Source organism: Paenibacillus sp. 01T431, from assembly GCF_056398625.1.
Window position 1 is genome coordinate 277,254 of the sequence record NZ_JBFTPT010000009.1, and the last position, 14,849, is coordinate 292,102.

Genomic DNA, 14,849 nt, shown 5'->3' on the forward strand with positions numbered 1-14,849 from the left:
TACAGAGGAAGGACGAAAGCGCCATGAAACGAATTCGCAGGGACCATAAAGTCCGAAATTTCCATCAAGCCAAATGGGATGAGCCGATCATATTTGAACTTCATCGTCAGGGCGAGCGAGGTGTCATTCCACCTGGAACTGAAGCTGGGATTGTAGCTGAGGTAGGAGATGGTACCCGCCGCATACCTGCATCCATGCGTCGCAGCAATGCGCCGGGGCTTCCCGAGATTGGTCAAGCAAAAGTACTTCGCCATTATTTGCGCCTCTCGCAAGAGACACTGGGCTCCGATTTGAACGTTGAGATCGGTCAAGGTACTTGTACGATGAAATATATTCCGCGCATTAACGAAATGCTGATCCGCACGCCGCATATGACGGAGCTCCATCCGTTGCAGGATGCAGGTTCTGTTCAAGGCATATTAGAAATTTTCTATAAAATGGATCTGGCCATGCGTGAAATTAGCGGAATGGATGCCTTCTCGTTTCAGCCAAGCAGCGGGACGCAGGCTTTGCTTGCGATGGCTTCCATCGTTCGTGCATACCATGATTCGCGGGGCGAAGGAGATCAGCGTGATGAAATCATTACGACGATTTTCTCCCACCCATCTCAAGCTGCAACAGCTGCAGTTAAAGGGTACAAAATCATTACGCTTCATCCGGACGAAGACGGCTTCCCTGATTTGGAGAAGCTGAGAAATGCGATATCTGAGAGGACCGCTGGATTTGTTGTAGCAAATCCGGAAGATACCGGTATTTTCAATCACCGTATTCGCGAGTTCACCGATTTGGTTCATGAAGCGGGCGGCATCTGCTTCTATGATCAAGCTAATGCTAATGGCTTGCTCGGCATTACCCGGGCGAAGGAAGCTGGCTTTGATATGTGTTTCTTCAACTTGCATAAAACCTTTGCTGCTCCTCATATGTGCGGCGGTCCAGCTACAGGTGCGCTAGGCGTGAGCGAAGCGCTTAAACCTTTCTTGCCGGGGCCGCTCGTTGATTATGTTGATGGCCAGTATGTATTAGCGAATCAGTCAGAAAGCAGTATTGGCAAAGTTAGAAGCTTCCATGGTGTTGCCCAAACGGTGCTTCGTTCTTATGCTTGGATCATGAGTCTAGGTCCAGATGGACTAAAGGATGTTGCACAGACTGCAGTTCTTAACAATAACTATCTGTATCACAAAATACTGCAAATTCGCGGTGCAAGTGCACCTTACATCAAAGGTCGCCGCCTAGAGCAGGTTCGTTACAGCTGGAAGCAGCTTACCGAGGAAACGGGTGTCACAACCGAGGATATTACTCGTCGCATGTGCGATTTTGGACTCCATTATTGGACTTCACATCATCCGTATATCGTGAAGCAGCCATTCACCTTAGAGCCGACAGAGTCCTATTCCAAAGAAGATTTGGACGAATACATTCACGCGCTGGAGCATATCTCGAACGAAGCTTATACGCAGCCGGAAATTGTGAAATCAGCTCCGCATAGCAGCACCGTACACCGAAATGATGAATCATCCCTCGATGATCCGAAGCAATGGTGCATTACGTGGCGGGCTTATTTAAAAAAGACGCAACCCGAATAAAAATTTCTAATTAATGACAACTAATATTTTTGAAAAAATCCGATGTCTTTCAAAAAGACATCGGATTTCTTTTTTTATTATGCGTATTGTGAAGAAGGAAGATGCGTTAGTTGTTCAATAGCGTTCCATACATTATTTTGCCAAGCTGCCAGCTGATTGTTTTTCTTTCCACATCATCGTAATGACAAGGCCAATCAACATGATGACAGCAGCAAAGAGATAAGGATAGTTGATGTTTACATCAAATAATATTCCGCCAAGCGCAGGTCCGACGATATTGCCTAGGCTTGTATAGGTGGAGTTCATTCCAGCGATAAAGCCTTGTTCTTTCTCGGCTGTTTTGGATAAATAGGTCGTTAATGCTGGCCGCAGCAGGTCAAATGCGAGAAAGATAAAGGACGTGACTATCAAGACAGCTAAAAAGMCGGAGATCATGGTGGATACTACGGCAAAAAATACGCCAGCAATCAAGCATATTTGGATAAGTTTTTTCTCACCGAGTTTATCCACCATCTTACCAAACATAAAGACCTGAACGACAACGCCGAAGATTGCACTAATTGTAATAACGGCTGCAATATCTTGAGGAGTGAAACCAAATTTATGATCAGAAAAAAGACTGAATACTGTTTCATACGCTGATAAGCCAAAGGCCAGTACAAACACAATTATAAAGGCGATAATGTATTGTGGTTGAATCGATCGTTTCAAATCAGATACAAAGTTGGTCCCTTTTTTGAGCTGACTAATTTCCAGAAGTTCCTGTTTGGATAGCGGTTCTTTTAAAATAAACAGGGATGAAATACAGGTTATTAATGCGAATCCAGCTGCAAAGTAGAATGGGGCGCGCACGCCCAGCTCAGCAATAAAACCTCCGATGCCAGGACCAATAATAAAACCGATACTAATCGCGGCAGAAATATAACCCATCGCTTTGGGCCTTTCCTCCACAGAGGTAATATCAGCAACAAAAGCGGTTACGGCGGGCATAATAAATGCACCACTAATACCTCCTAAAATTCTGGAAAAGTAAAGAACGGATACATGTGTGCCAAGTCCAAAGATTACCTCTGATATGCTGAAGAGGAATAAGCCGATAACGATCATTTTCTTCCTGCCGAAAGTGTCAATCCACCGTCCTGCAAGGGGAGACATGAGTAATTGCGCAAACGCAAAGGCCGCCATTAGATAACCCATCGATTGGCCTGATAAATGCATAATATTCATAAAGGATGGCATAACCGGGACGATTAGTCCCACGCCTAGAAAAACAATGAATATATTACTTAGTAGGATAAATAAGACGGTTTTTTGTTCTTTCAATGGTTTCTTCATGAAGTAATACCTCTTTCTGTAAAATCATAGCTGTGAAATACCTCTCCAAAATACAGTCCATGAGGCATTTAATTTATCCTGTAGACGTTTTTCATTATTCCCATAAGCAAGCTCTAACATCATGGAATCAACAACACCTAAGAAAGCAAGCGTAGGGATGGAGGCTATATCTTCCCTAATGGCTTTCGCCGCGATCCAATCATGAAATTTGCCTTCGAGTACGGTTTGAATCTTATTTTCCGAGTCGAATACTTCCTCATTAATGGCTGGCGCCAAATGGAGAGGCGGAAAAAAAGACATACGCAGCCAAAACTTCAACTGCTCGCTCTGTTGAAACAAATCAATGACTAATTGCAGGTATCCAAATAAATCCTCTTTAGGGTTTTGGGTACCCACTTTACTCAAATAGTTTAGCTTCGATGAGACCTCTGCTTCTTTAGCATCTTGTAATACTTGTAGAAATAGATCATCTTTTCCTTTGAAATGAGCATAGAGAGACTGTTTTTTCATTCCGACATTGTCGGCAATTTGAGACAGAGATGCACCCTCATACCCATGAATTGTGAAAAACTTTAAAGCAATGTCTTTAATTTCTTGGCTTTTCAATAAGATCACCTCACATTAACGAACGTTCGTCAGTTATATTATCAAAAATTTTTTTCTTATGCAAATGAAAATTGCTTTGGCAGGCTAAAAAAGCTGGTTTTGAATATAATAAGCTTATCTTCTTCTAAAGGATTGACAATCCGCTTCGTAGTAACTACAATGGTTACAACGGTGGTGATGCTAAGTGAAACAAATTAGTAGCAGATTTTCCATTGCTGTCCACATCCTTTCTCTAATCGCCGTTAGCTCCAATGATTGTACGGGCGATTATATTGCAGGCAGCGTGAATACGAATCCTGTCATTATCCGCAGAATTATGGGGATGCTCAAGAAGGCAGGCTTGGTAGATATTCGACCAGGAGTCGGAGGCGCTTCCTTGCTGAGAGATCGGGATGAGATCACACTTTTGGACGTTTACCGTGCCGTGGAAGTCATTGAGGATGGTCAATTGTTTAATTTTCATGATAATCCGAACCCAAAGTGTCCGGTTGGCCGAAATATTGAAGCAGCTCTTCGTTTGGAAATGAAGGAAGCTCAATCTGCAATGGAACAAAGGCTAGCTCAAGTAAACTTAAGCCAGCTCGCAGCTCATTTTGTGTAACAAAAAAGCTCATTGAGCTTTTTTTATACCCAAGTTGTAACCAATGTGGTTATAACGAAGGGCAATCATAATACATTAAACTAAATGGAGGAATTACGATGAAAATTTTGGTGACAGGTGTAACAGGGAAATTGGGATCAATTGTAGTAGAGACTTTATTGGAGACTATACCGGCAGAGAATCTGGCTGTCAGCGTTCGCAATCCGGAGAAAGCCGAACACCTTCGTGCGCGGGGCGTGGATGTACGTCATGGGGATTTTGACCAGCCACAAACGTTAGACAAAGCGTTTGCGGGTATCGACCGTCTATTGATCGTGTCCACTGACGGCGATAACGAAACGAGAATTCGTCAGCATGCCGATGCCGTAGCAGCCGCTCAGCGCGCTAATGTTGGTTTCATTGCGTATACCAGTGTAGGAAATGCAAGCGAGAGCTCACTTTTTCTTGCGCCAGTACATCGTGCTGCAGAGGAAGCGATTAAGAACACTGGAATTCCTTATTCCTTCCTGCGCAATAACTGGTATTTGGAGAACGAGATCAGCAGCATTCAAGCGGTCCTTGGAGGTGCGCCTTGGCTGACATCAGCGGGTTCAGGCAAAGTAGGCTGGGCAACGCGTCGCGATTATGCAGTGGCAGCTGCGGCGGTGCTCGCTGGCGAAGGCCACGAAAATACCGTTTATGAGTTGTCCGGCAAGCTTACGACGCAAGAAGAGCTGGTTTCCATTCTTGCCGCTGTCTTGGGACGGGAAATTCCTGTTCAACAAGTGGATGACACTGCTTATGCCAGCATCATGAGCAGTGCAGGCGTACCTGAACCGGTTGTTCCTATTCTGGTTCAGATTCAAAGTGCGATTCGCGATGGAGCATTGGAAGTGGAAAGCAATGATTTTCAGAAGCTGCTTGGTCGTCCAGTCACGCCGCTCGAAGAGGCTCTCCGTCAAATCGCAAACGAAATTCAGTCATAATTAAGCGGTAAATCAATTCTAGAGGTTGTCCCAGAAGGTCTTAAGTGACCGATGGGACTGCCTCTTTTTTATTAATTGCTAGTTTGAATAACAAGTCAATGACAACTATTGCTTCTTCCTCCGTTTTCTATGATGCTTAATCACTGTGAGCACTAAAATCAGAAGAACGGGTAAGGTATAGGCAAGATTATTGAGCAGCGGCCATGTCACATTGACGAACTCCTCCAATTGAGATTCCTTCGTATAGGTGGTTAACGACAGCATGAGGCAAATGAATGCTACGGGAAATACGACCAAGCGTTCATTTTTCAAGCCTAGAAGTTCTTTCAACATTTTGATCAGGATGAGCAGGAGAATAGAAGCTTTGAAATAAAAGCCTATGATGAGCGAGAATCCGATGATGGATTCAATTCGCTCGATTACCTCCTGAAACGATATTAGCCGGGCTAGTTGGTACAAAGAGTATTTCAAGTCACCGGACAGTGGTCCCAGTACCATAATGCTGCTTATGACCGAGGCAATCAGCGTCAAGGAATTGATTACAAGCGCAAAGTACATATGTTTGCGCAGCTGAGCGTTCTCATCCTTGCGTACAAACGATAAGATGACCGAAAATACGACCATCTCGGAGTAGGGAAAACCATAAACTACATAAGAGGCGTTCAGGATTGGTCCAATTCCATCTGGCATCACAGGGAGCAGATATTGCGGGTTATACAGGTTTGAGACCAGAATCAAGATAAGAACAATACAGCCGAACATCAGAAACATTAATACAGCTGCCATCCGAGCAATGACCTCGATTCCTGCCATCGCTGTTACTCCGATCATAATGAAAAACAATGTGCTTACAGCATAGGTAGGGGTTTCTTTCATCATCGTATTCTTGAAGAAGATTCCGATTTCAATGACAACGCCCGAAATATTCCAAAGCAATACGAAGGTGAAAGGGATCAATATCAAAAAGGTGAGTCCCTTTCCCAGCACGGAGCGGCCTTGCTCAATCAACGAAAGCTCTGGGGCTAGCCGGTTTAAATAAAGGATAGCAGCCAGCAAAAGCATGCCTGTCGCCGAGGCGATGAGAAGAGAGATCCATGCTCCATTGCCTGCAATGTTCGTTAAGGGTGCAGGGACAATGACGATGGAGGAGCCTGTCATGAAAAAAAGGAACAGCATGGACATTTGAATCGAACTGATACGTTCTTTTTGTTTCATGGGGTCTCCTCCAAATTTTATAAAACTCACGTATGCAAGGGATTGAGCCAACGAATGAATAGTTTAGCTGGTTCGGTAAATAAATTGAAAATCATATCGAGGCTAGGCCATGGCTTAGCTATTAAAAAGATAACAGCAAGATAGAGGAGCGGCGCCAACATCGCTATGTACACAAACCGATCTCGTTTGCTTGCGGCTTTCACTTTCGGGATGTCATGGATCAGCATAGCGGATGCTAACAGCAGGACGCAGATGAATTTTCCTAACACATCTAGTGCTCCTTTTTCCCAAATATCGTACCAGCGTTCATGCCCGTACTTAACACATGAACTTGAACGTGGGTTTGAAATTGCATTTGAGCAAGCTTATCCTCCCAAATGGGTTCTAATTGTTTCCATAGTTTCGGGTTGTTCCGATAAATTTGATTGCCGATTCCGAGCACATCAACTTTTTTCGCTTTAAAGGTACGGATTGCATGTTGAATCTGATGTTCGATCTGCTCCTTAATCGTTTGTTCAAAACGCTCCATATCTTGCTTGGTTTTCAGGTCTGAGCATCGTAGTTCTCCGGTTGTACCTTCAATCGTCATTTGGATGTCGACGGTTACATTCTCATCTGTCACTTTCGAAACCAATTGACTGTTGAAGTTGATTATTTCAAGCGATTCTTTGTTGTAGAGCTGTTTCTTTTTTTCATGATTCATGCAAGGGAATTCAAATACTCCATACTTATATTTGTCTGTCAGCATCATCAGCGTTTCGGTGTCTTTTTCCGTAAGAACCCCTACCATTCTCCCGTCTTGAATCAATGCGACCCCGGAAATTGACGCTTTATTGTCCAAGCTATTTTTATGCAGGTAAGGCATAGCAGAGGTTTTGGAGGGGCTGCTTAGCTGAATAGCGAGATCATATAGCGGAAGGTTAGACGTTTTCGCGGAATAGAGAGCTCCGGTCGTCTCCATCTTTCTATACTGTTGACCAATGGTCTGCTCGATAAACGGTTTAATATCCAAAAATGCTGCCGCCGATTTCTCAGCTATGATGGGAAGAATCGTGCCCCGTGGCTCATGGTCTCTTGAGAAAAAATCAAGCACTTCACGGATGTTCAACGTTCTGGCTAAATTCTCTTCGATGATAATGACTCGCATATGATCCCATTTGGCTTTACGTCCGAATTTTGCAGGGATCTCTCGCATTGCTTCAAAGAAGGTTTCTCCCGTTGTACGAATATTAATTCCTTTCGCTGCTATACTCGTTGCTGGATCAGTCTGCATTTTGCTGGAAGGGTTATAAAAGTGAGTCGTAATATCGACAAAATCACCCTCGCCTCGATCAATCGATATCGCTTGCACATAGCCATACTCGTCCAGTTCATTATTATCCCAGCATCCAGTAATCAAGCAAAGAACAAGAAATGAAGCGAGAAAGGAGAGGAGTGGCTTCACTATGATTTCTTCCTTCCAGAAGATTTTTTATGTAGATGTCGACTCCGAGGCGAATGAACCAGCAAGCGTCTTGGCAGCACAAAAATCGCATCTCGCAGCCTTTTCAAATCCAGTGGAGCAAACGAATCTAGATAGGGCTCACCTAAGGATCGTAGAGTCGCTAGATGAATGTAAATGAGAATTAAGCCTACCATGATGCCTAAACCTCCAAACGTCGCTGCGAGAAACATTAACGGAAAGCGCAAAATCCGCAGTGCGATGGCCATGTTGTATTGAGGAAGCGCAAAGGAAGCGATGCCCGTCAAGGCCACGACAATGACCATGACCGGAGATGCAATCTGTGATTGGATAGCTGCTTGGCCGATAACAAGCGCCCCAACTATGCTGACGGCCGAACCGATCGGCCGAGGCAGACGAATGCCGGCCTCCCGCAGCAGCTCAAAGAAAAACTCCATAATCAACGCCTCAATCATAGCCGGGAAAGGGATACCTTCCCGTGTATCTAAAATGGCTAACAGGAGAACCGTCGGTATGAGTTCAGAGTGGAAGGTTGATAACGCGATATAAGTGCTGGGCAGCATAAGCGCTATGAGGAACGCAGCCAGTCGAATCAATCGAATTAACGAAGAAAAAATCGTCCGATAGTAATAATCCTCGCTGTTTGTAAAAAACTCAATGAATTTTCCTGGACAGATAAGAACCGATGGGCTTCCGTCCACTAACGCAATGATTTTGCCATCCAGCAAAGAAGTAACCGTCGTATCCGGGCGCTCCGTATACCGAACTTGCGGAAAAGGGGAGTAGTTGGAGTCATTAACCCACTCTTCCAGATAGGAAATATCAATCATTTCTTCTTGATCTATACCCTCAATCTTTTGCTTAAACGCTTCTAATGTCTCCGGCTTTACGACGCCTTCCAAATAGCCGTAGGACACTTTTCTGTGAACCTTCTCCCCGGATATAAAATACTCAAATTTAAGTTCGGGCGATTTCAGCAAGCTTCGAATGACACCGATATTGCGATCCAAGCTTTCAATGAAGCTGACATGCGGGCCTTGAACGGTAGGCTCCGTAATGGGCTCTGAGGTTTGACGCTGCTCGACATCAAGGGCAAAATAGGCGATAGCCTTAGGCCATCCGTCAAAAAAAATGACGACTTTGCCGTCCAGAATGCCTCTGACGGCTTGTTCCATTTCGCTCATAAGCTCAACGTTAGGAGAAGCGATGCCACGATTCTCAAAATAATGGATAACATCTTTTATCGTTACCGTCTCGGCAGGTCCAAGCTCATGCGGGACCAGATTTTGCAGCGTATCCTTTGCAAAATTCGTAACGGTCGTTTTGGTTAGCGTATCGAAATAGACAGTAAAGGCTGATTGCTCCAAGCCCTGTCCATAACTCCAGCGATGTATTATCAAGTCTTTGCAGTTGGCAAAAAAACCTTCGATCGCGTTCAAGTTTTCTTCCAGATGGGGAGAAATGTTCGGGTAAGAAGGCTTGTCGGATGTAGTGTGATTAGGTGAAAAATTGGGCGATTTCCGCATGCGTGTCTCCTATCCGAAGTGAAGTGTCGAATGATTACATCTTTTCCCTGTTGAGGAAAAGATATTCGGTTGCCATTGGATTGGGAGGAGGGGAGGAGCCAATGTCTATTCTGTTTACCTGTTATATTTTATTGCATGTATGAGATTGACGACTATAATAGGTTTAAAGAAGAGGGATTGCAGCGAATGTATTCCTAGATTTATGAGCAGGTCTAAACATCGTTGGAAGAAAGGCTGGCATGAGAGGGGACTGGCTATGTTTTATTCGTTAAAAAGTCGTTTGATTGCAATCTTTTGTTTACTATTCGTTTTATCCTTCGTCACCCTGTCCATTCTTTTATTTAATGAGTCCCGTTCCATTATTCGCTCTTACATTGAATCTTCAGCACTGGAGAAAATGGATGAATACGGGTCTTACATTGATATGGTTCAAACACAAATCTATGATTTAGCCTCTATCGTTTTTAATAGCGATATTACGAATAATTGGGATGCAGTAGCGTCTGATTCCGCATCCACGGAGGGAGAAAAAAATCTTGCCCATTACCGAATGAGCCAGTTTTTGACGCAGACAACGAACAGTTATTCCAGTGTTTCTGGTGTCGCCGTCTATCGTCAGGAAGGCATGTGGGTCAGCAGTGGCAATTTAGTTGTGTCTAACGATTCCTTTCTGAAGGAAAAGTGGTATCTCGATTTTAAAAACGAGGATCAATACTGGATTCCGGCTCATACGGATGTCGCAGAGCTGCGCAATAACAACAAACATCCGGTAATCAGTATGCTGATGCCGATCAGTTCATTTGAGCCTTCACTGACAAAAAGTGTGATGAAGATTAATGTAAGCGCTGACTATTTTTTGGAGCCGCTAGGCAGAATCCATCTTGGGGAGAGCGGAACGATCTATTTATTAGATCAGCATGGCAAACCAATGCTGTCCCAGAACGAATACGGAGCCCATTCGGAGATGGTACGGCAGGTTGATGATTTACGGACAGGCTGGAGGAAGCAGGGCGTCGTTTATTTAAATAATTTAAGCGGAGAAAAAGAAATTTTAGTATACAAAAAACTGCCGAAAACGAACTGGATGCTTGTTGGGTTCGTATCAGAGAAAGATTTGTATTCACAGCTCTTTCGCCTGCGAAGCACGATTCTAATCGTTGCGGCTGTATTATTAATTGTGTCTTTGATACTGGCGACTTGGTTCTCGCATGGAATTACGAAGCCGCTTTCACGGCTGGTGCTCGCAATGCGGCATGTACAAAGAGGCGATTTTGTGCTTGCCGAGAGCCGTTTGGCGCCTGAGAAGAGGGTGCGCAATGAAGTGGGCTTCGCAACTGAAACGTTCCGCAACATGGTTACGAGACTGCGACAGCATATTAAAACCGAGTTCGAGCTCAAGCTGCTAAGGCAGCAAGCGGAATACAAAGCACTGCTCATGCAAATTAATCCGCATTTTCTGTTTAATACACTGGAGCTCATGAGCAGCTTGGCCATACAGCGACGGACGGATGATACGGTCGAAGTTATAGAATCACTAGGGAAAATGATGCGTTTCTCTCTTAAAATTAGCGATGATCTCGTTCCGTTGGAAGAAGAGCTAGTTTATGTTCACTATTATTTATCGATCTTAAAAATCCGCTTCGGTGATCAACTGAACATAACGATTGAGGAGGAAGGCGACCTAGTAAGGTTGTCGACGGTAAAATTTATTTTCCAGCCGTTGATAGAGAACGCGGTTAAATACAGCTTTATGCATCAATCCGAGGCAATCGTCCGCATTCGTGTAAGCCATGCTGCGGGAAGGGTACATCTAATCGTGTCAGATAACGGACCGGGGATGACAAGCGAGCAGCAGAAGAAGCTGCTGGAGCGATCGGAATCCGTTCAGCTGGAGCAAATTCTTACCAGCCGGAGCAGTCAAATTGGACTAGGAAATGTTCTTGCACGCTGCCGTCTTTACTACGAATCACTATTTGAGGTCCGCATCGATTCTACGCTTGGCGAGGGTACAACGATTGAGCTCATACTACCAGCACAGGAGGAACACCAGCATGTATAAAGTATTAATCGTGGATGATGAACCCGAGATCCGTCAGGGTCTAAAGCTTAAGGTGGACTGGGACAGTATTGGACTTATCATTGCGGGTGAAGCCTCTAATGGCGTCGAAGCGCTCGAGAGGCTTTCAGCAGAGGCTATTGATATTGTTATTACAGATATGAACATGCCTGTGATGGACGGTATGTTATTTTTAGATTCCTGTCACGAGCAGTACCCATCCCTGCGTCTGATCGTCATTACAGGTTATGAGGATTTTCATTATGCGAAAGCAGCCATTCGCAATCAGGCTCGCGAGTATTTGTTAAAACCTGTTGCTAGAAAAGAATTGACCGACACGCTTTCAAACGTAAAGAAGGAGCTGGACAAGGAAAGGCAAAGCCATGATCAGGCGGCTATGACGCAGTGGCGGCTCTCCCAATATTATAAGGAAATGAAAGAGCATTTTATCGTTCATCTCGTAAAGGAAGAGATTTTGCAGGAGAGTACTATAAAAGATCGTTCCCGATTGTTTGAGCTGGATTTATGGGATAAACGTGAGGTTAGGTTTATTACAGCAGGGCTATGGGAGCGAGGGGAATCAAGCGCTTCGGTTGACCGTACGCCGGACAAGTTTCGATTGCCGTTCGATATCATATCAAGAGAATGCGCAGACAAGTTCCAAGGGAAGATGGAGGTTTTTCGTGATACCAATTATCCTGGCCTCATGCATTTTGTAATCGCTGCGGATCATGAATTGGAGCGGGAATTTTCTGAGTTTCTGACTCAAAGCGTAAATAAGTACATGGCGTTTGAAATTAAAATAGGTACTGGTCAAAAGGTAAGCGGATTTAAGCAGTGGAAAGAAGGTTATATTAGCTCTTTGCTGGCATGGAACATGCCATACGGCAAAGCTGCTGGACTAGCTCATGCTTCTGAGGGGCATACGGCTATACCTGAGCATACCATTAAGGTTATTGAGCGCTATTTAATTCGAGGAGAGCTTTCATCGTTTGAAGCAGCGATTAGACAAGAATTACAGCGCGGAATGAAATCACAGCTTCGTTTTGTCAAATTGATTTTCCAGCTTTACTTGATGCTTGAGACCATTGCGCATGAATCGCAAATCGGTTTGGAGAGCGGCGAACAGCTTTGGCTAAGGCCGGAAATGACACTTAGTCTCGATACTGTAGAGAAAGCGGAGCGGTTTCTGATGCGTATTGCAGCTAAAATCGAGCGCAAGCGGCAAAGCGACTCTCAGGAAAGTGATCCATCCTTGATTTTGGCGGCTAAGCAGTTTATTGACGAGAACTATATGTATGAATTGAATTTGACGATGATTGCAGAGAAGTACAATTATAATTCATCTTATTTCTCAGAAATGTTCAAAGCTAAAGTAGGTAAAACCTTTATTCACTATTTGAATGAGGTACGAATTGCTGAGGCTGTTCGGATGCTAAAAACAACAACGCTGAACCTTTGGGATATTGCAGAGCTTACTGGATTCTCCAATGCAAGCTACTTCAGCTCCAAATTTAAAAGGATGTACGGAATGACACCTTCGGATTATCGTCAGCAGCAATCGGAATTAAAATCTGAAAAAAATGATAGTGAACACCCAAAGAATTAGCATTCTATGTTCATAGCCCCTCCCTTATGATGGAACTACATCAATAAGAGAGGGGTATTCATGATGAGAAAAAGCCTCAAGCCGCTAAGCAATCAGCATAACTTAACCGCATATACCTTTTTGCTGCCATGGCTGATCGGGTTTTTCTGCCTGACGCTCGGTCCAATGCTTGGATCGTTTTATTTGTCGCTCACGAAGTATGATTTATTAACGTCGCCAAAATGGATTGGTTTTTCAAATTATATTAACATTTTTAAAGATGACGAAACCTTCTCGAATTCCTTGTGGCTTACAATCAAATACGTGTTCATTTCCGTTCCGCTGCGTCTTGCTTTCGCGCTGATGGTCGCTATGGTTCTAAACAAAGGTATTCGAGCGTTAGGCATTTACCGCACCGTATACTATATCCCTTCGTTGCTCGGGGGCAGTGTCGCTATTGCGATTGTGTGGAGACAGATTTTTGATGGCAGCGGCCTTGTGAATCAATTTCTTGGCTGGTTCGGCATTCAAGGACCTTCATGGATTTCCCATCCGAGCTACATTGTTTATACCATTATTTCATTGTCCGTATGGCAATTTGGTTCAGCGATGGTAATCTTCCTTGCAGGTCTTAAACAAGTGCCGCTTGATCTGTATGAAGCAGCTCAAGTGGATGGAGCAGGCAAAGCTCGTCAATTTTTTCGCATTACGCTTCCCATGATTTCTCCCGTTATTTTCTTTAATCTCGTGATGAGCATTATTAATTCATTTCAAGCGTTTACACCTGCATTTGTCATTGGCGACGGCCGTGGAGGCCCGCTTGATGCGACCATGTTCTACACCCTGTACTTGTATATGAAAGGCTTCTCGTTCTTCGATATGGGTTATGCATCCGCGTTAGCCTGGATTATGCTGCTGATCATCGGGGCGTTTACAGCCATTATTTTTGCAACATCGAAATATTGGGTATTTTACGGTGACAGCAAGGAAGGGAGGTAAGGCAGCTATGCAAGTGAGGAAGTTAAACGGATTAACTAAACATACGATCATTATCATCTTTGGCATTGCCATGCTTTACCCTGTACTATGGTTAATAAGCAGCTCCTTTAAGCCTAATGAGCTGATCTTTACACAGCCGGGATTATGGTCAAGCTCATTCACTTTGGATAATTATATTAACGGCTGGCGCGGCTTTCAGGGAATAGCATTTAGTAAGTTTTTTGCAAACTCATGGCTGATATCGATTCTAAGCGTGCTTGGCAATGTGATTACCTGCTCCTTAGCAGCCTTTGCGTTCGCGCGGTTGAATTTCAAGTTTCAGAAGCTTTGGTTTTCGTTAATGCTGGTGACGATTATGCTTCCCTATCATGTGACGCTTGTTCCGCAATACGTCATCTATAATGAGCTGCAATGGATCAATACGTATTTTCCGCTCGTGCTGCCAAAATGGCTGGCGCATGATTCCTTTTTTATTCTTATGATGGTGCAGTTTATCCGCGGAATTCCGAGAGAGCTGGATGAAAGTGCGACGATTGACGGCTGCAGTCCGCGGCAAATTTATTTCCGCATTATCATTCCGCTCTTAGTACCCGCTTTGATATCCGCCGCTATTTTCACTTTTATTTGGTCTTGGGACGATTTTTTCAGCCAGATGATCTACTTGAGTGATATTAAGCTGTTTACAGTGCAGCTGGGAATACGCTCTTTATTTGATCCTACTGGTCAATCGGATTGGGGCGCGCTGCTTGCCATGTCGGCATTGTCGCTTGTGCCAATAACGCTGATATTCCTTATTTTTCAACGCTATTTCTTGGATGGCATCGCAACTACCGGTTTGAAATGATATTGTGTTTTCTTGCTCAATAACCGAAAAAATTGATAATGAATACCCGAAGGAATGAAATTCCGTATA

General features: G+C 44.1%; 13 protein-coding genes. 7 read left to right on the top strand and 6 right to left on the bottom strand.

Going from position 1 to position 14,849, the window contains the following annotated elements; translation table 11 throughout:
* The first annotated feature begins 23 nt into the window (after positions 1–23).
* Positions 24–1,583 carry an aminomethyl-transferring glycine dehydrogenase subunit GcvPB gene (gene gcvPB, locus AC1DM9_RS18520; protein ID WP_477581528.1) on the top strand — a complete coding sequence of 520 codons (1,560 nt, stop codon included), beginning with the start codon at positions 24–26 and terminating at the stop codon, positions 1,581–1,583.
* Between the two features lie 132 nt (positions 1,584–1,715).
* Here gcvPB and AC1DM9_RS18525 read toward each other — a convergent pair whose 3' ends face one another.
* Together AC1DM9_RS18525 and AC1DM9_RS18530 are read right to left on the bottom strand one after the other, a co-directional pair.
* On the bottom strand, positions 1,716–2,918 hold the full coding sequence (locus AC1DM9_RS18525; RefSeq protein ID WP_477581530.1) for an MFS transporter: 1,203 nt from the start codon (positions 2,916–2,918) through the stop codon (positions 1,716–1,718).
* A gap of 24 nt (positions 2,919–2,942) precedes the next feature.
* On the bottom strand, positions 2,943–3,524 hold the full coding sequence (locus AC1DM9_RS18530; RefSeq protein WP_076270492.1) for a TetR/AcrR family transcriptional regulator: 582 nt from the start codon (positions 3,522–3,524) through the stop codon (positions 2,943–2,945).
* Positions 3,525–3,708: 184 nt separating this feature from the next.
* On the opposite strand from AC1DM9_RS18530, the gene AC1DM9_RS18535 reads away from it, so the two are divergent.
* Together AC1DM9_RS18535 and AC1DM9_RS18540 are read left to right on the top strand one after the other, a co-directional pair.
* The gene (locus AC1DM9_RS18535; protein WP_339203942.1) at positions 3,709–4,125 is read left to right on the top strand and encodes an Rrf2 family transcriptional regulator; all 417 of its coding nucleotides are present in this window, start codon (positions 3,709–3,711) and stop codon (positions 4,123–4,125) included.
* A 98-nt stretch (positions 4,126–4,223) separates the two neighbouring features.
* Positions 4,224–5,090 (top strand): SDR family oxidoreductase, encoded by an 867-nt coding sequence (locus tag AC1DM9_RS18540; RefSeq protein WP_477581532.1) that lies wholly within the window; start codon positions 4,224–4,226, stop codon positions 5,088–5,090.
* A 105-nt stretch (positions 5,091–5,195) separates the two neighbouring features.
* Here AC1DM9_RS18540 and AC1DM9_RS18545 read toward each other — a convergent pair whose 3' ends face one another.
* From AC1DM9_RS18545 to AC1DM9_RS18560, 4 genes are read right to left on the bottom strand one after another with little or no spacing between them, the layout of a single operon-like run.
* Positions 5,196–6,305, bottom strand: a complete 1,110-nt coding sequence (locus tag AC1DM9_RS18545; RefSeq protein ID WP_477581534.1) for a GerAB/ArcD/ProY family transporter — start codon at positions 6,303–6,305, stop codon at positions 5,196–5,198.
* Positions 6,306–6,331: 26 nt separating this feature from the next.
* Entirely contained in the window at positions 6,332–6,574 is a 243-nt protein-coding gene (locus AC1DM9_RS18550; RefSeq protein ID WP_441880865.1) for a hypothetical protein, read from the bottom strand.
* 2 nt (positions 6,575–6,576) lie between these two features.
* Entirely contained in the window at positions 6,577–7,749 is a 1,173-nt protein-coding gene (locus AC1DM9_RS18555) for a Ger(x)C family spore germination protein (protein WP_477549829.1), read from the bottom strand.
* Complete coding sequence (locus tag AC1DM9_RS18560; protein ID WP_477581537.1) at positions 7,749–9,293, bottom strand: spore germination protein; 1,545 nt, start codon at positions 9,291–9,293, stop codon at positions 7,749–7,751. Before AC1DM9_RS18560 ends, AC1DM9_RS18555 begins: the two co-directional genes overlap by 1 nt.
* Positions 9,294–9,549: 256 nt before the next feature.
* Between AC1DM9_RS18560 and AC1DM9_RS18565 the strand changes: the two genes are divergently transcribed.
* The 4 genes from AC1DM9_RS18565 (at position 9,550) to AC1DM9_RS18580 (ending at position 14,780) form a co-directional block, all read left to right on the top strand.
* Positions 9,550–11,352: a sensor histidine kinase gene (locus AC1DM9_RS18565; RefSeq protein WP_477581576.1), complete on the top strand. Its 1,803-nt coding sequence runs from the start codon at positions 9,550–9,552 to the stop codon at positions 11,350–11,352.
* Positions 11,345–12,958, top strand: coding sequence for a response regulator (locus AC1DM9_RS18570; RefSeq protein ID WP_477581539.1), 1,614 nt, complete (start codon positions 11,345–11,347; stop codon positions 12,956–12,958). The genes AC1DM9_RS18565 and AC1DM9_RS18570 overlap by 8 nt, the downstream gene beginning before the upstream one ends.
* A gap of 63 nt (positions 12,959–13,021) precedes the next feature.
* On the top strand, positions 13,022–13,936 hold the full coding sequence (locus AC1DM9_RS18575) for a carbohydrate ABC transporter permease (protein ID WP_076270536.1): 915 nt from the start codon (positions 13,022–13,024) through the stop codon (positions 13,934–13,936).
* Positions 13,937–13,943: 7 nt separating this feature from the next.
* Complete coding sequence (locus AC1DM9_RS18580; RefSeq protein WP_076270500.1) at positions 13,944–14,780, top strand: carbohydrate ABC transporter permease; 837 nt, start codon at positions 13,944–13,946, stop codon at positions 14,778–14,780.
* The last annotated feature ends 69 nt before the right edge of the window (positions 14,781–14,849 follow it).